This window comes from Pseudorhodoplanes sp., from assembly GCA_032027085.1.
In the GTDB taxonomy this organism is placed as follows: Bacteria; Pseudomonadota; Alphaproteobacteria; order Rhizobiales; family Xanthobacteraceae; genus Pseudorhodoplanes.
Map to the genome: position 1 here is coordinate 1,046,015 of JAVSMS010000001.1, position 16,821 is coordinate 1,062,835.

A 16,821-nucleotide genomic window follows, 5' to 3' on the forward strand; every position below is an offset into this window, starting at 1 on the left:
AAGAAATCCTATATCCTAACGTCTGTGTGAACAGTCGCGATGGATCAGGCCGCGCCGGCCTGATCCCTGATCTTCACGGCGGCTTCGAGGTCCACCGAAACGAGCTGCGACACGCCGCGCTCCGCCATGGTGACGCCGAACAGCCGGTTCATGCGCGCCATGGTGATCGGATTGTGGGTGATGATGACGAAGCGCGTGTCGGTAAGCTTCGTCATCTCATCAAGCAGATCGCAGAAGCGCTCCACATTGTGGTCGTCGAGCGGCGCGTCCACCTCGTCCAGCACGCAGATCGGCGCCGGATTGGTGAGGAACACCGCGAAGATCAATGCCATTGCGGTCAATGCTTGCTCACCACCGGAGAGCAGCGACAGCGTCTGCGGCTTCTTGCCCGGAGGCTTGGCCAGAATTTCGAGGCCCGCCTCGAGCGGATCATCGCTCTCGATCAACTGCAATTCGGCCTGGCCGCCGCCGAACAATTCGGTGAACAGCTTCTTGAAGTGACCATTGACGACTTCAAATGATGCGAGCAGGCGCTCACGCGCCTCGCGGTTCAGGTTCTGGATGCCCTGACGCAGGCGCTTGATCGCTTCGACCAGGTCGTCGCGCTCGGTGACCAGCGACGTATGCTGGGTTTCGACCTCGCGCAATTCTTCTTCGGCGCGCAGATTGACCGCGCCAAGCCGCTCGCGATCCCGCCGCAGCTTTTCGAGATCGGCTTCTATGTCAGCAACGTCGGGAAGCACCGCCCCATCCGCAATTTCGGCAAGTGCCGCAACGCCTTCAGGTTCAACCTCCAGCATCTCGCGAATTTCATGCGCGATATCGGCTAGACGGCGCTTGGCGGCCTCCGCGCGCTCCTCGGAGCGCGCCGATTGCTCGCGTGCCGCGCTCAAAGCTTCCAATGCGGCGCGCACCGCGGCATTGGCTTCAGACAGAACCCTTTCGCCCTGCGCCAGTCGGTCGCCCGCTTCGCGCTGGGCAGCCTCCGCGGCCTGCACCTCGCCGATCAGCGCGACACGCTTTTCCTCGAACAGTTGCGGAGCGTCGGCGAGTCCGTCGCGCTCGGTCTGGGCTTCGGTCAGGCGCTGTTCAAGCGTGGCAGTCTGGGTTGCCGTACGCTCCCTGGTTTCAATCCAGGACCGCTGCTCGCTGGCAATCGCTTCCAGCCGCTTGCGGGCGATTTCCGCTTCGCGCGCCAGCGCCTGCGCTTCCGCACGCACTTCAGCGAGATGGACGCGATGCGCGCCGATTTCCTCACGCACGGTACCGAGCTCGCTTTCAAGTTCGGCGGCCGGCGGGAGATCGGACAATGCACGCTGGGCCTCGTCACGCGCGGCAACGGCTTCGGCGAGGTTGTCGCCGAGACGGGTCTTTGCCTCGGTCAGTGCAGACCGGCGAGCCGTCTTCTGGTTGATTTCGCGTTCGGCGGCAGCATGACGCTCGCGCGCGGCGTCGGCTTCCCGCTGCAGATCGCGCCAACGTGTGCGGGCGGCGGTTTCGGCTTCCGTCGCTGCCTTGGCCTCGGCCTCCGCCGCCGCAACCGCCTGCCGCTTGGCATCGGCATCGGCGCGGGCGGCCTGCAATTCAGCTTCGATCTCGGTCAGGCGATTGCGCTCGGCGAGACGACGTGCCGCTCCGGTCGGCGCGTTGGCGGCGACGGCAAAGCCGTCCCAGCGCCACAGGTCGCCCTCACGCGATACCAAGCGCTGGCCCGGTTTCAGCGCGGACACGAAACGGGCGGCTTCATTGCGATCGACCACGCCAATCTGGCGCAGGCGGCGCGACAATTCCTGAGGCGCGTTGACATGCGTCGCCAAAGCTTCGACGCCCGCCGGCAAGGCCGGATCGGACGGATCGATTGCCGCGCCACCCCAGCGCATCGGCGCTTGCGGATCGATGGGCGCTTCCAGATCATCGCCCAAAGCCGCGCCAAGCGCAGTCTCGTACCCTTTCTCGACAGTCAGTTGGTCGATCACCGAAGGCCACAAATTGCCGGCGTCGACGTGCAGCAATTTGGCCAAGGTCTTGGCTTCCGTCTCCAGCCGATGCGCACGGCGCTCGGCTTCCGCCAAGGGCTTGCGGGCAGCATCAAGCCCCTGGCGCGCGGTCGAATGCGCGACTTCGGCGCGGGTGGCGGCAGCCTCACCTTCCAGAACGGCCTGCTGCGCGGCTTCGACGGCGGCGGCAAGCTGGGCAAGATCGGGACCGCCGCTCGCCTCGCTGGCGATGCGCGCCATTTCGGCGTCGACTTCGGCGACCTCACGCTCAAGCCGCGACACACGCTCGGTCTGTTCGCGTGCCGACCCTTCAAGCGCGTTTCGGCGGGCAGTCAGATCGGCAAGCTGGCCGGTCAGTTCAGCAAAGGATTTTTCCGACACGGAGAGGACGCTGTCGGCATCCACCACGCGCTGGCCGACGTCATTGCGGCGGCTTTCGCCGGCCTCAAGCTGGCGGCGCAATTCGCCCGCCTCGGCAGTCAAACGCTCGAGCGAGGATTCGGAATCGGCCGCAAGCTGACGCTCGCGCGCGATGTCCTCGTTCATCTGCACGATGCGGCGTTCGAGTTCGGCGATACGCTCCCTGGCGCGCGCTTCCTCGCGATCCAGAGTCTCGCGCGCGACGACCAGCCGCTGCAGGGCGGCGCCCGCGCGGGCTTCGGCGTCGCGCAAGGGCGGCACTGCCGCTGCCGCTTCCTCCTGCAATTTTGCAGCTTCAGTCTGCGCCAAGGTGGCCGCTGCAACTTCACGCACACCGAGATCGCGCGCGCGTTCCGACTCGCCAACTTCGGTATTGGCGTTCACCCAGCGCAGGTGGAATAGCGTCGCTTCCTGCCGGCGGACTTTCGCTGCAACTTCACGATAGCGCACGGCCTGCCGCGCCTGACGTTTGAGCGCGTCCATCTGGCCGGAGAGTTGACCGATCACGTCCTCCAAGCGCTGCAAATTCTGCTCGGCTGCTCGCAGGCGCAGTTCCGCTTCATGACGACGCGCATGCAGGCCGGAGATGCCGGCCGCCTCTTCGAGCACGCGGCGACGCTGTTCCGGTTTCGCCTGGATAATCTCGCCGATGCGGCCCTGATGCACCAGCGCCGGCGAACGCGCGCCGGTCGAAGCATCAGCAAACAGGATCTGCACGTCGCGGGCGCGCACTTCACGGCCGTTGATGCGATAGGTCGAGCCCTGATCGCGTTCGATACGGCGTGAGACCTCCAGCGTGTCGAATTCATTGAACGCTGCCGGCGCGGTCTTGTCGGAATTGTCGATCGCCATCGCCACTTCGGCATTGTTGCGCGAAGGCCGGTTGCCGGAGCCGCTGAAGATGACGTCGTTCATGTCGGCGGCGCGCATGGATTTATGCGACGTCTCGCCCATGACCCACCGCAGGGCCTCGACAAGATTCGACTTGCCGCAGCCATTCGGCCCGACGACGCCGGTAAGACCCGGCTCAATCAGGAAATCTGTTGGTTCGACAAAGGACTTAAAGCCAATCAGCCGCAGACGACTCAGCTTCATGGATGAGTTTTTCTTTCCAGTAATGACGTTTCTGTCCGAAGCCGGCGAACGCCCGGCCGGACGATCCATACGCGACCTCGGAACAGCGACTCACTTCCGAAGCGCTCGTTGGCGCGGAGAATGAATAGCCGGGCGGGCGGGAGCAAGCCTTCCCCCGTATTTTACCTTCCGGAACCCACAGAAAGCCCCGCCTAGCTCTTAAGAAGGGGCGCAATCTGCTTTTCCAGTTCCTCAATGGTGAGGGAGCCGCGATGGACCTTGCCATTGATGAAGAAAGTAGGGGTGGAGTTGACGCCCAGCTTCTCGGAGGCCCGGGCGCGGACCTGCTCGATGCCTTCCAGCATCTTCTGGTCCTGCAGGCAGGAATTGAAGCTTTCCTCGGTGAACCCGGCCTGTTTGGCGATCGCCATCAGCGGCTCGATCGGCTTCTGCACCACCCAGTCTTTCTGCTTCTGGAACAGGATTTCGACCATCGGGTAGTATTTGTCCTTGCCGGCGCAGCGAGCGAGCATGAAGGCGCCGGCGGCCAGCGGATCGAGAGGGAATTCCCGCAGGATGTATTTGACCTTGCCGGTGTCGATGTAGCGCTTCTTGAGCTCCGGATAGGTGCTGTTATGGAAAGTGGCGCAGTGACTGCAGGTCATCGAGGCGTATTCGATGATGGTCACGGGAGCATCATCTTTGCCCAGAACCTGATCGCCCAAAGGTCCGGCAACGGCGAGATCGGCCGGGCTTGGCGATTGCGCGAAAGCGGAGTCGATCAGGCGCAGGTCCAGCGCAGACAGAGCCGTCGCGGCGAACGCGAGGGCGGCCGTGCCTGTCAGAAAATTCCGTCGGGTGATGCTCACTGAAAACTCCTGCGCTGAAGCTAAATTCGCGTCTGGGCTACCTTTTCCCGGCAAATGTGGCAATGGCGGGCCACATCGCAAGGGCGATTTCGCAGTCACGAGCGTTTGATGGCAGCCCCCAGACGCCCGAGTGCCCGCCGTAGATCATCGTCCTCGATGATTCCCAGTGTTTTTTCGATGTTCCTCGCCTTTTCCGGGTCGATATTCCGCCGTTCCTTCTTCCGCCGCGCGGAGACCGGCGCCTGCCGGATGGCGAGGCGGCTGACCGCCTGCCAGCCGAAAAAGCGGTTTACCCGCTCCAGGATCACTCCGGACAGATGCTGGATTTCGATGGCCGCAGGCCCTTCCACCCGCAGCACCAGCGTGCCGGGCTGCTGGGCATCGCCCTCAAGCCCGCGCGGCCACTGGATTTTGACAGGTTCGGCACAGATGGCGACATCGGCACCGATGATCTCGGGCCATGATGTGACGAGCTCCTTCGAGGCGAAGCCCTGTTTCCGAAAACTGTCATTGAGCAGCGCGGCCGCAACATCCGCCAGTGGACGGGCATGGGGTCTGGGCTTGTTCACTGCAAAAGCCTCTGTCAGATCACTTATATGACGCTAGCAAAAGCGCGCACGCGGCAAAAGAAAGCAACAGCGAAAGAACAGATGCCACTGGCATCGGCCGGCGCCCTTCTCGCCTGGTACGACCGGCACCGGCGCAGGCTTCCGTGGCGCGCGGAAAAGGGCGCGCGACCAGACCCTTACGCGGTGTGGCTGTCGGAAATCATGCTGCAGCAGACGACCGTGAAAGCGGTCGCGCCCTATTACGCGCGCTTCCTTCAGCGCTGGCCGACGGTGTCCGATCTCGGTTCCGCAATGCTCATAGAAGTGCTGAAGCTCTGGGCGGGACTGGGCTATTACGCGCGAGCTCGCAATCTTCACGCCTGTGCTCGTGCGATCATCGAAAAGCACGGCGGCGTCTTTCCCGATACTGAGGACGAATTGCTCGCCCTGCCCGGGATCGGCCCCTACACGGCGGCGGCTATCGCTGCTATCGCCTTCGACCGCAAGGCGACGCCGGTCGACGGCAATATCGAGCGGGTGATTTCACGGCTCTTCGCTGTTGAAGAGCCATTGCCAGGCGCGAAGCCGCACATCAAGGCGCTGGCGGAAACCTTGACGCCCGCGCACCGGCCCGGCGATTTCGCGCAGGCGATGATGGATCTCGGCGCAACCATCTGTTCGCCAAAGAAGCCGGCCTGCTCTTTATGCCCGTGGAGCGAGCCGTGCCTTGCGCGCCGGCGCGGCGACCAGGAGACGTTTCCGCGCAAAGTCCCAAAGGCGAACGGCAAGCTGCGGCGCGGCGCGGCCTTCGTGGTCACGCGCGCGGATGGCGCCCTGCTCGTGCGCACGCGGCCGGACAAGGGATTGCTGGCGAAGATGACGGAAGTGCCGACCACGGCGTGGACGCACGGCTTCGATGAGACGGCTGCGCTCAGGCACGCGCCGCTGAAAGCAAAATGGCATCGCGGCGTCGGTGTCGTGAGTCACGTATTCACGCATTTCCCGCTTGAGCTTGCCGTCTATCGCGCGCAGGTGGCGAAGGCAACACGCGCACCGAACGGCATGCGCTGGATTGCGTTCGATGAGATCGACGGCGAGGCGTTTCCAAACGTCATGCGCAAGGTGATCGCGCATGGGATGAAGACGTAGGGCGTAATAAAGAAGCGTATTGCGCCGATTTCACGCGAGGCACCGTGAGTGGCGGATTACGCTTCGCTAATCCGCCCTACCGGCATTCGGACCTGTTTCCCGGTCCGACCAGCACCGACTGTTCAAGATGCCGTTATTGCCTCGCGGCGATTGCAGGCATCCTAGCCTTGATCGGCTATTTTCAACAGATTCCTATATTGCGGGCGCGGTCGCTTGGCGGCGGCGCCGCGGCGATACTGGGCTTGCGCCATGTGTTGAGCACAAGCGTCATGCATACGTGGCGCCAAAGACATCATCATGCAGCGTGCCAGTGCGATAGCACCACCTGCGGGTTCGTCGCAGATCTGCACTGCTTGATCTGCCTCAAAACCTCGACCGCACCGGCATGTTTTACTACGTTTAGGAAAGAGGAATGGCCATGCAAGCCCGCGATGTCATGACAAGTCACGCCATATGCGTCGGACCCGATCTGTCGGTTCAGGCGGTTGCCAACACGCTGGTCAAGAACGGCATCAGCGCCGTGCCGGTTGTGTCGATGGACGGCAAGCTGGTGGGCATCGTATCGGAAGGCGATCTGATCCGGCGCGTGGAAACGGGCACCGAGCGCCGCCATCCCTGGTGGCTCGAAATGATCAGTTCCAACCGCAGCCTCGCGGCGGAATTCACAAAGGCGCACGGCCTCAAGGCCAAGGATGTGATGACGACGCAGGTCCTGACAGCGGATCCCGACACGCCGCTGGAGACGGTCGCGGATCTGATGGAGCGGCACGGCGTGAAGCGCGTGCCGATCGTCAAGGACGGGAATATCGTGGGCATCATCAGCCGGGCCAATCTCGTGCAGGCGCTCGCGAGCGGCAGGCATGACGCCCCGGTCGACGACGCCGATGACAGGCTGCGTCAGGCGGTGACGGCCGAGATCGAGAACAAGCCGTGGGGACACGGCATGATCAATGTGATCGTCCGCGACGGCACTGTCGACCTGTGGGGCGTTGTTGGCAGCGAGGAAGAGCGCAAGGCCGCGTGCGTGGTCGCCGAATGCACGCCGGGCGTCTGTGTCGTGAACGACAAGCTGCGGGTCTTCCGCGGTTCGCTGGGCGAATAACGCCTGCTATTCCACCCGGCGCTTGGCTGAAGCGCTTGTCTAGTCTGACTAAAGATACAGCCAGCTTTTTCAGGCCCTCGCTAACCACTTGAAATGCGATTCTTTCTTGCCCCGGCTATCCAGGTTTTCTTGGGAATGGGATTAAGACGTGGATGCCCGCGACAAGTTTCACTCCGGCCGGCCTTCGGCCGGAACGGGGCGCGGGCATGACCGTAACTGCAAAGGCCTGATTTTCATTGGCTGCATTTTCGGCCAGGCTCTGAGGAGCATTGCGAAGCAATGCGTCTCGAAGGATGGGCCACCAATTTCGGGCTTGCCCGAGATTGGCTCATTTAGCTGCGCAAGTCGCGCAACAGCGACTTGCTTGTCCTTCGAGACGCGCAGCTACGCTACGCTCCTCTGGATGAGGGCGGAGTAATTCAACATGAATGAACCTGACGCTACACCGCCGGGATTCCTGCGGCAGCCATCATCATGCGTTCTTCATCCTTGCGGCTCACTTTCCTTTTCTTCGCCATCTTGGCCGCCGCCTTCTTGTTGATTTTGCGCTTGGCGATGCCGTTGAGCTTGGTGTCGGTCGCCTTTTCCTCGCGCAGATTGGTATAGAGAAGTTTTGCGACATCGTTGCGCCCGAGGAGCTTCGCCCAGGTCACCAGCGTGCCGTAGCGCGTGATCTCGTAATGCTCGACCGCCTGAGCCGCGCCGATCAGCGCCGCGTTCAGCACCATCTTGTCGTCGACCTCGCTGGCGATCTCGTTGGCCTCGTCGATGATGCCGTCAATGGCCGGGCATTTATGGCCCTGCGGCTGCATCTTCATTTTCTTGAAGGCTTGATCGAGCCGCTTGATCTGGCTTTTGGTCTGCTTCAGATGCATCTGAAAGCCCTTTTTCAGCTCGCCGTCGGACGCCTTGGCGATCATGTCCGGCAGCGCCTTTTCGATCTGATGTTCGGCGTAATAAATGTCCTGCATGCCGTGCACGAACAGATCGTTCATGTTCTCGATGTCGGGAGAAAACCAACCCATCTTCGCCTCCTGCTGTGGGGATCAAAAGAGATAAGCGGCAGGGGCTGCGGAAGTTCCGGAGCCACTTGCTCCGTCCCTGTACCGTCATCCTGAGGTGCAAGCGGACGACCTGAGCGAGCCTCGAAGAATGGCGGCTGATACCCTTCGAGGCCCGTCTTTTCGGCGGGCATCTCAGGGTGACGAAGTTGAAGCGGCAGGCGAAAGCCTGCCTTATTCCGCTGCCTCGACGCGTCGGCCGACCGCCACTGCCGGGACCGGCACGATTGGCGGCTTGGCGTTCAGCGCATCGACCTGGAAGCCGGCGACCTTCTTGTAGTTTGCGGCGATGTCCTCCAGCTCCTGCCGGGTCAGCACGTCGGTGACGGTCTCGAAGCCATCAGGGGCGCGCTCCTCCACAAGCTGCATCACCTGCTCGGGACCGTTCTTGCGGTTCAGCAGCACAAGCTGCGTGGTCGCCGGCCTGCGCTCGTCCTCATAGGCCTGCAAGGCTTCCGGCGTCTCACCCCTGGCGAGGATTTCGCGCGCCAGCACCCGCGCATCGAGGATCGCCTGCGAGGCGCCGTTGGAGCCGATGGGGTACATAGGATGTGCGGCATCGCCCAGCAGAGTGACGCGACCGAAGGTCCATTTCTCCAACGGGTCGCGGTCAACCAGCGGATATTCGTAGCAATATTGCGCGTTGCGGATCAGGCTCGGCACGTCGAGCCAGTCGAACTTCCATGACTCGAAATACGGCAGGAACTCGTCCAGCTTGCCGGCGCGGTTATAATCTTCGCGTCGCCATTGATAGTCGGGAGGCAAGAGACGCTCGGCGATCCAGTTGATCATCGGCCGGCCGCGTTCGGTGGCGGCGCGCGAGATCGGATAGCAGACGAATTTCAGGACCTCATGGCCGGCCATGATCATGGTGCGGCCGGACAGGAACGGCTCGCTTTCGGTGACGCCACGCCAGAGGATGCGGCCGTTCCAGATCGGCGCGCCCTCGTCCGGATAGAGCTTCGCCCGCATCGCCGAATGGATGCCGTCGGCGCCGATCAGGAGCGCGCCTTCATGCTCGCCGGCAAGCGCGCCAGTCTTGTCAGTGAAGCGGGCGCGCACGCCATTCGCAGTTTCGGTCCAGTCCTGCAGATGATGTCCGGTGAGGATGTTGCCGCTGCCAATGCGCTCGCGCGCGGTATTGAGCAGCAACTGGTGGAGGATGCCGCGGTGAATAGAGAATTGCGGCCATTTGTAACCGGCCTCGAGGCCGCGCGGCTCCGTCCAGATCTGCTTGCCGTGTTTGGAGTAATAGGCGAGCTCGCGGGTGCGCACGCCGGTCTCGTCCAGTTTGTCGAGCAGGCCGAGCTCGATCAGCTCGCGGCATGCATGCGGCAGCACATTGATGCCGACGCCGAGCGGCTTCAGCTCGGCCACGCTTTCGAATACCCGCACCTGCACGCCGATCTGATGCAGGCTAAGCGCCACGGTGAGGCCGCCGATGCCGCCCCCGGCCACAAGCACGGTCATGAGAAAGGTCCCTTACGTAACAGTAGTGCGGGTTCTGTCACAGCGCCCCGGTTGCGGCAAGAATAGCCTATGCCGGCGGGCTTGCCAGTTCCGGATAAAGCGAAGCGAAATCCGGGATGTCTTCCACGCATTCCGCTGAGTTTACCATCAGGCCGCGCTTTGCGCGGACCCGTTGGCTCCACTCGGGCTTCAACCCTAAAGCCGCGGGACTTGCAAGACGCGACCCGGCCGTTAGGAATGCCGATTGTGTCAGAAGAGGATAGAAAATGACCATCCAGCGTTTCGAGACTGGCCCGCGCATGAGCAAGGCCGTGGTGCACGGCAACACCGTCTATCTGGCGGGCATTGTCGCCGACGAGCCGAAGGGCAAGAGCGTCACCGAGCAGACCAAGAATATCCTGGCGCAGATCGACGGCTTTCTCGCCAAGGCGGGCTCCGACAAGAGCAAGCTTTTGACTGCCAATATCTGGATCACCGACATGGCGAACTTCGCTGAGATGAACGCGGTGTGGGACGCCTGGGTTTCGCCCGGCAATACGCCGGCACGTGCGACGGTCGAGGCAAAGCTCGCGACGCCGGATTACAAGGTGGAGATCATGGTGACGGCGGCGCGGTGACACTCGTTGCAGAAGTAAATTTTGGTCATGCTCGCACTTGTCGCGGGCATCCACGTCTTCCTTGCATAGAGACGTGATGGCCGGGACTCGCGCCTTCAGGCGCGGCCCGGCCATGACGGGAAGTGCTACGCCGCCCTGACTGTCACCCGCGTGATGTCACGGCTGTAGATCGAGGCGACGACAAGCGCCACGCCGGTCATCAGCAGGTTGATGCCCACGAACAGCCCGATCACCCAGCCGGCGGTGCCCGGCCAGCCGGACATAATCAGCACCGCAAGCCCGATATCGACCAGCGCGCTGAACAGCATCCAGCCCCAGGCCTTTGGCAAAGGGTTGCGCATATTGACGGCCATCAAGGCCTTGGCGACGCCGCCGGAGATCAGATAGGCGACAAGGATGAGCGTCAGCGTCACCGTGCCGGCGACCGGATGCCAGAGCAGCGCAACGCCGGCGAGCAGAGAGAGAATGGCGATCAGAAGATTCCACCAGAAGCCCGGCGCCGATTGCCCGCCGGAGAACGAGGCGATCAGCCCAAGCACGCCGCCGATCACCAGCAGCCAACCCACCGTCAGCTCGACGGCAATGGTTGCGACATAGGGCATGGCGATCGCGAACAATCCCAGCGCGATCAGAATGAGTCCATAAATCATGTACCAGAGGCGGTATTTCTTCAGGGCCTCCGCATCCATCGTCAGCATCCTGGGCATGACAGCCTCCCTCGAATGATTGGCAATTCTAGCGGCTGCTGCGCACAGCGAATACCGGCTTTTGCTTCAAATCGACGCGACCGCGGGCGTTGCAGCCATGCGTCGCACTCATGCTATGCAGCACATCGTGTCGACGATTCGCGGCCGTTGCGAATCAAGGCGCATTCAATGCCCGGGGACCCTGATATGCCCGAGATCATCGCTCGCCTGCTCGACCAGAGCTGGTTTGCTTTCCTCGCCCGCGTCGTGCTCACCTTCACCTTTTGGGGCAGCGGCCTCGCCAAGCTGATCAATTTCCAGGAAGGCGTCGCCGAGATGGCGATGTTCAACCTGCCGCAGCCGGTGCTGATGAATGTCGCGACGATCATCACCCAGCTCGGCGGCTCGCTGCTGATCATCGTCAACCGCTGGACCTGGCTCGGGGCCGGCGCGCTCGCGGTGTTCACCGCGCTGACCATTCCGCTGGTGCATCATTTCTGGAGCATGCAGGGGCCGGACGCGATCAAGGCTTTCCACACCGCGACCGAGCATGTCACCGTGATCGGCGGGCTGATGATCGTGGCGATCCTGTCACGCTACAGCAGCGGCGCGGGAAATGGCCCCAAGCGGTAAGTCGATCAACAGATGACGTCATGCCGGCGCTTGTCGCGGGCATCCCCGTCTTTGCCGCCCGCAAGGGCGTGGATGGCCGGGACAAGCCCGGCCATGACCCCGAAAATTGAGCACCGCGCTTAAATCACGCCATCTCCGCGCGGACCTGCGCGCGGAGTTCGTCGATCAGGGTGAGGCCCTTCTTGGTTTCGACATGCCAGAAGGTCCAGCCGTTGCAGGCTTCCAGACCCTGCGCCAGCGCACCGATGCGGTGGATGGAGCCGACATTCTCGCCGAGAGAGATGGCGCCGTCGGCGCGCACCAGCGCCTTGTGCCGCTTCTTGGCATCGACCAGCTTCGCACCGGCCGAGACCAGACCGCGCTCCAGTAGGGCCGAGAAGGGCACGCGCGGCGCTTCCCGCGCGGTCATGAAAGGGGCCAGCGTCGGCTTTTCCAGCGGCTCGACCGCCGCGATGCGTTTCATCGCCGCCTTGGCATAGGTTTCGTCGCGCTCACAGCCGATATAACGGCGGCCGAGGCGCTTGGCGACGGCGCCTGTCGTGCCGGTGCCGTTGAATGGATCGAGCACCAGATCGTCGGGCCGCGATGACGACAAGATCACGCGGGCGAGCAAGGCTTCCGGTTTCTGGGTTGGATGCAGCTTCTTGCCGTCCCCGCCTTTCAGCCGCTCCTCGCCCGTGCATAGCGGCAAGGTCCAGTCGGAGCGGACCTGCACATCCTCGTTGCCGGCTTTCAAAGCTTCGTAGTTGAAGGTGTAGCCCTTGGCATTTGCATCGCGCGATGCCCAGATCATGGTCTCATGTGCGTTGGTGAACCGCCGGCCGCGGAAATTCGGCATCGGATTGTTCTTGCGCCAGATCACATCATTGAGAATCCAGAAGCCGAGGTCCTGCATGATCGCGCCGACGCGGAAGATGTTGTGATAGGAGCCGATCACCCAGATCGTGGCGGAGGGCTTCATCAGCCGCCGCGCAGCCAGGAGCCAGGCGCGGGTGAAATCGTCGTAAGCAGCGAAGCTTGAAAACTTGTCCCAGTCATCGTCGACTGCATCGACGCGGGAATCGTCCGGACGTTTCAGGTCGCTCTGCAATTGCAAATTATATGGCGGATCGGCGAAGACCAGATCGACACTCGCGGCCGGCAGCTTGGCCATCTGCGCCACGCAATCGCCCACTAGAATGCGGGCGCTGGGTTCAGCCTTGTCTGAAGTCAGACGGGGCGCCCGAAGGGGCGCCCCGCGACGCGAAACAACCATGACTCAGAACTCTGACTCAGGCGACGCGGTCGGCGACGCGGGACCTACAACCGACACGCGCGCAGTGTCGCGTCCCAAGGTAAAAAATTCGCAAATGATTTTAAGTATTTGGATGCCGTCGCCGACAACCTTTTGGTAACGATAATTTGGATGTCGCAATTTGCGCGGGCGTACATAAATACCCTCGCGCGACGGTGTGGACGGAACACTTTTCATCGGTGACAATTACAAGCACCGGATGTGCTGGAGGATCGCGATGCGCTGGGAGGATTTTCGCCGCAGCGACAATGTCGAAGATGTGCGCGGCGAAGGCGGCGTTGGGCGCGGCGGAGGTTTTCCCATCCCTGGCGGCAGCGGCGGCCTCGGCATCGGAACCATTATCGTGCTTGGCCTGCTCGGATGGGCTCTCGGGATTGACCCTCGGATCCTGATTGGCGGTGCGGAAATCATCGGCGGCGGCCAGCAGCAGATCGAGCGCCAGCAGACGCCGGATCGGCAGGCGGGCGCCCCGAGCGACCGGCAAGGCCAATTCGTATCCGCCGTGCTCGGCTCGACCGAAGATGTGTGGACCGAAATCTTCGCACAAAACGGACAGCAATACCGCCCGCCGCGGCTGCGCCTTTTCGCCGGCGCGACGCAATCCGCCTGCGGCTTCGCGCAGTCGGCGATGGGGCCATTTTATTGTCCCCTCGATCGCCGCGTATTTCTTGACACGTCTTTCTTTCGAGAAATGGAAACGCGCTTCAACGCCTGTCGCGGCAAGCAATGCGAATTTGCGCAGGCCTATGTGATCGCGCATGAGGTCGGCCATCACATCCAGAATTTGCTCGGCATCTTGCCGCGCGCGCAACAGATGCAGCAGCAGGCCGGCAGCCGCGCGCAAGCGAACAACATCCAGGTCCGGGTGGAATTGCAGGCGGACTGCTTCGGCGGCGTCTGGGCCAATCACGCGCAGCGCAAAGTCAACTTTATCGAGCCCGGCGATATCGAGGCGGCGCTGTCGACCGCGTCCGCGATCGGGGACGACACCTTGCAGCGCAAGGCACAGGGTCGCGTCGTGCCTGACTCATTCACGCATGGCTCGGCCGCGCAGCGGCAGCGCTGGTTCACCATCGGCTTCAAGGAAGGCCGGGTGTCGGCCTGCAATACGTTCCAGGCGGCGAATCTGTGACTGGTCATGCCGGGAGGCGCAGTTGCGCCGGACCCGGAATCCAGATTCAACGATTTGCGTTTAGTTCTGGATTCCGGGTTCGCGGGATTCGCCCGCGCCGCAGGATGACGTAAATAGAAATCATGCCCGGCATCGACGAAACCAGACAATTCATTCCGCTCAAGATCGCGGTCCTTACCGTATCCGATACGCGCGCGTTCGCCGACGACAAATCGGGCGCAACACTTGTTGAGCGCATTGAGAAGGCAGGACACACTGTCGGCGCGCGCGCCATCGTCACCGATGACGTGGAGAAAATCCGCGCGCAGGTGAAGCAATGGATCGGCGACCCGGCGATCGACGTCATCATCAGCACCGGCGGCACCGGCTTCACCGGCCGCGACGTGACGCCTGAAGCGCTGGAACCTCTGTTCGAAAAACGGATGGAAGGATTTTCTACCCTCTTCCTGATGGTCAGCCACGCGAAGATCGGGACATCGGCGATCCAGACGCGCGCGACCGCGGGCGTTGCAGGCGCGACCTACATCTTTTGCTTGCCGGGATCGCCCGGCGCCTGCAAAGACGCGTGGGACGAAATTCTCGTCCATCAACTCGATTATCGCTACCGGCCCTGCAATTTCGTGGAAATCATGCCGCGCCTCGACGAGCATCTGCTCCGCGCCAAGGCTAAGGGCGCGACGGTTTAGCCGAGGGCAGATCCACCGAGGACATATGGCCAGCCCAGCCGACTTCCGCCGCACCGCGCTGTCCCTCGCAGGCACAACGCAAGCGCCGCATTTCGACCGCACCGCGTTCAAAGTCACTCGCATCTATGCGACGCTTGCAGCCGACGGACGCACCGCCAATCTCAAATTCACTCCCGATGAGCAGCAGCTGAAATGTCTGGTTGGGCCGGACGCATTCGCGCCCGCGCCGAATGCGTGGGGCCGGCAAGGCTGGACAACCGCGACCCTCGCCAGGCTCAGCGCACCCGAACTGAAGGCCGCGCTCGTCATGGCCTGGCAGCACGCGCTTCCAAAAACGCGGTCCAGCGCTCGCGCCGCACCGCAAAAGCGGCGCAGCAAGGCGAACCCCCAATAAAAAAGCGGCGAAGAGTAATCAGTCTCCTCGTTGCTCATCACGTTCGGTTTTGGAACGCAATGCAGCATCTTCGGGTTGTCACTCTTGTCGGCTCAGTGCCACGTACCGACTGATCCAATTCAAGATTAGTTGATTGCGACGCAATGCCCCTTGCCCGACATAACATCGCCGCTCTGCGTTTCTATATTGCTTGATGTAGGACAACCATTCCGGCTGTTCGCAGGAAGAAGGATGTCTTCAATGTGCGACTATAGTCTGCATCATGTTGCCTCGCGGCCGGCAAAAGTCGGCGACAGGCTGGTTTCTACGAAATTCATGAACTCGACAACGGGCGGTTTCGCGGCCGTCGGCGAACCTGAAGTCGCCGTCTGCCTCCGTCCCGGCACCGAAGTCGCGTTCGACCAGGATGTCGCCTATGAACGCGGCCTCGGGCTGATCTTGCCGAAAATGGGATACACGACTATCCGCGAAAAGGTCGCCCGTTTCCGACAGATCGATATGGATCGACCGAATTCGCATCACGATGCTCTGGAATTCCCGAATGGAGAGACCGTGCTCGTCACCGTGCTCCGTGAAGGACAGACAGCGACCGTGCTGCAATTGCCGGCCGACCCCGAGCACGAGCACAAGACGTCGACAGAAACGGCAGAGCGCAAAGAAGAGACCTTTGCCGGCTGACGAACGTCAGGCTTGACGCAATCGCGATTGCGGCCCTCTCTCTTGTGAGAGGGCCGTGAGCGATGTTTCACAAATCCAGCCGCCAAGTCTCTCCGACCAGCGACGCACCCCAGCTTGTATGCGGTTTGCTTTCCACCAAGCGGAACCCGGCCGCCTGATAGATTCGACGTGCGCTGATAAGGATGCTTTGCGTCCAAAGCGTGATCTGCCGGTAGTCCTCGGCGCGCGCGAAAGCGATGCATTCATCGACCAGCCTGCGGCCAAGCCCAAGTCCGCGAGCTTTCGGGTCGACAATCAGTAGTCGCAGTTTTGCTACATCAGCGGTGTCGCCTTTCACCAGAAATGCCGATCCCACCGGCTCTCCGTCCATGTCGGCGATCCAGCAATGCTCGCGTTGAGCATCGAACCGCCTGATGAATTGCGCGACGATATCGGCGACGAGCGCCTCGAAACTGATGTCCCAGCCATATTCCTGCGCATAGAGCGCACCATGCACGGAGACGACCCAGCCCATGTCACCGGGCCGGTGCCGTCGCAAAATGCAGCGCGCAGCCGATCCATCGCCATCGCCAACCAGCGCCTCGATCCTGCGCATCGCAGCGACCACGCGCTCCTGATCGGCGAGCGAGAGGTTGCGCAAAATCATGCCCATGTCGCGTTGCGAGCGATGATCGAGCGCGGCAAAAGCCTTGCGACCGTTGGTGGTGAGGGAGAGCACGACCTGGCGACCATCGGCGCGCGCACGCTCGCGGTCGATCAGCCCCTGCTCGTCAAAGGCGCGCAGGATGCGGCTGAGATAACCGGGATCAAGCCCGAGGGCGGACGCGATGTCGGTCGCGGTCTGACCCGGCGTGTGCGCCAGCTCGTAAAGCACGCGCGCCTGGGTCAGCGAGAAAGGCGAATCCAGCAGTCCGTCCTGCAAGAGACCGATCTTGCGGGTGTAAAAGCGCGAAAAACGCCGCACCGCGTTGACGCGATGTTCGAAAGCGGGATCGGGCATCAGGCGCATGA

The 16,821-nt window shown here is 62.3% G+C and carries 15 protein-coding genes and 1 pseudogene; 8 read left to right on the forward strand and 8 right to left on the reverse strand.

What is annotated here, in order from left to right; genetic code table 11:
* Positions 1-44 precede the first annotated feature (44 nt).
* The 3 genes from smc to RO009_05050 all read right to left on the reverse strand — a co-directional run bounded on the left by smc (position 45) and on the right by RO009_05050 (position 4,929).
* Positions 45-3,512, reverse strand: coding sequence for a chromosome segregation protein SMC (gene smc, locus RO009_05040; protein ID MDT3684393.1), 3,468 nt, complete (start codon positions 3,510-3,512; stop codon positions 45-47).
* Between the two features lie 191 nt (positions 3,513-3,703).
* Positions 3,704-4,360 carry a DsbA family protein gene (locus RO009_05045; GenBank protein ID MDT3684394.1) on the reverse strand — a complete coding sequence of 219 codons (657 nt, stop codon included), beginning with the start codon at positions 4,358-4,360 and terminating at the stop codon, positions 3,704-3,706.
* 95 nt (positions 4,361-4,455) lie between these two features.
* Complete coding sequence (locus RO009_05050) at positions 4,456-4,929, reverse strand: DciA family protein (GenBank protein MDT3684395.1); 474 nt, start codon at positions 4,927-4,929, stop codon at positions 4,456-4,458.
* An 81-nt stretch (positions 4,930-5,010) separates the two neighbouring features.
* Here RO009_05050 and mutY point away from each other — a divergent pair, with 81 nt between their 5' ends.
* The gene (gene mutY / locus RO009_05055; GenBank protein ID MDT3684396.1) at positions 5,011-6,057 is read left to right on the forward strand and encodes an A/G-specific adenine glycosylase; all 1,047 of its coding nucleotides are present in this window, start codon (positions 5,011-5,013) and stop codon (positions 6,055-6,057) included.
* Between the two features lie 412 nt (positions 6,058-6,469).
* Entirely contained in the window at positions 6,470-7,159 is a 690-nt protein-coding gene (locus RO009_05060; protein MDT3684397.1) for a CBS domain-containing protein, read from the forward strand.
* A 524-nt stretch (positions 7,160-7,683) separates the two neighbouring features.
* Here RO009_05060 and RO009_05065 read toward each other — a convergent pair.
* Positions 7,684-8,184: pseudogene (locus tag RO009_05065) on the reverse strand (ferritin-like domain-containing protein).
* A 210-nt stretch (positions 8,185-8,394) separates the two neighbouring features.
* Positions 8,395-9,690, reverse strand: coding sequence for a flavin-dependent oxidoreductase (locus RO009_05070; protein ID MDT3684398.1), 1,296 nt, complete (start codon positions 9,688-9,690; stop codon positions 8,395-8,397).
* Between the two features lie 266 nt (positions 9,691-9,956).
* Between RO009_05070 and RO009_05075 the strand changes: the two genes are divergently transcribed.
* A complete protein-coding gene (locus tag RO009_05075) occupies positions 9,957-10,307 on the forward strand; it encodes a RidA family protein (protein MDT3684399.1) in 351 nt (116 codons plus the stop codon).
* Between the two features lie 125 nt (positions 10,308-10,432).
* Here the strand turns inward: RO009_05075 and RO009_05080 are convergent, their stop codons facing one another.
* A complete protein-coding gene (locus RO009_05080) occupies positions 10,433-11,014 on the reverse strand; it encodes a DUF308 domain-containing protein (GenBank protein ID MDT3684400.1) in 582 nt (193 codons plus the stop codon).
* A 186-nt stretch (positions 11,015-11,200) separates the two neighbouring features.
* Here RO009_05080 and RO009_05085 point away from each other — a divergent pair, with 186 nt between their 5' ends.
* Positions 11,201-11,626: a DoxX family protein gene (locus tag RO009_05085; protein ID MDT3684401.1), complete on the forward strand. Its 426-nt coding sequence runs from the start codon at positions 11,201-11,203 to the stop codon at positions 11,624-11,626.
* A gap of 124 nt (positions 11,627-11,750) precedes the next feature.
* Here the strand turns inward: RO009_05085 and RO009_05090 are convergent, their stop codons facing one another.
* Positions 11,751-12,881, reverse strand: a complete 1,131-nt coding sequence (locus tag RO009_05090; GenBank protein MDT3684402.1) for a site-specific DNA-methyltransferase — start codon at positions 12,879-12,881, stop codon at positions 11,751-11,753.
* 256 nt (positions 12,882-13,137) lie between these two features.
* On the opposite strand from RO009_05090, the gene RO009_05095 reads away from it, so the two are divergent.
* The 4 genes from RO009_05095 to RO009_05110 all read left to right on the forward strand — a co-directional run bounded on the left by RO009_05095 (position 13,138) and on the right by RO009_05110 (position 15,810).
* Positions 13,138-14,052 (forward strand): neutral zinc metallopeptidase, encoded by a 915-nt coding sequence (locus RO009_05095; GenBank protein MDT3684403.1) that lies wholly within the window; start codon positions 13,138-13,140, stop codon positions 14,050-14,052.
* A 122-nt stretch (positions 14,053-14,174) separates the two neighbouring features.
* A complete protein-coding gene (gene moaB, locus RO009_05100) occupies positions 14,175-14,738 on the forward strand; it encodes a molybdenum cofactor biosynthesis protein B (protein ID MDT3684404.1) in 564 nt (187 codons plus the stop codon).
* A 25-nt stretch (positions 14,739-14,763) separates the two neighbouring features.
* Positions 14,764-15,132, forward strand: a complete 369-nt coding sequence (locus tag RO009_05105; protein MDT3684405.1) for an MmcQ/YjbR family DNA-binding protein — start codon at positions 14,764-14,766, stop codon at positions 15,130-15,132.
* A 240-nt stretch (positions 15,133-15,372) separates the two neighbouring features.
* On the forward strand, positions 15,373-15,810 hold the full coding sequence (locus tag RO009_05110; GenBank protein MDT3684406.1) for a hypothetical protein: 438 nt from the start codon (positions 15,373-15,375) through the stop codon (positions 15,808-15,810).
* Positions 15,811-15,877: 67 nt separating this feature from the next.
* Here the strand turns inward: RO009_05110 and RO009_05115 are convergent, their stop codons facing one another.
* Positions 15,878-16,819 (reverse strand): helix-turn-helix domain-containing GNAT family N-acetyltransferase, encoded by a 942-nt coding sequence (locus RO009_05115; GenBank protein ID MDT3684407.1) that lies wholly within the window; start codon positions 16,817-16,819, stop codon positions 15,878-15,880.
* Between the last annotated feature and the right edge of the window lie 2 nt (positions 16,820-16,821).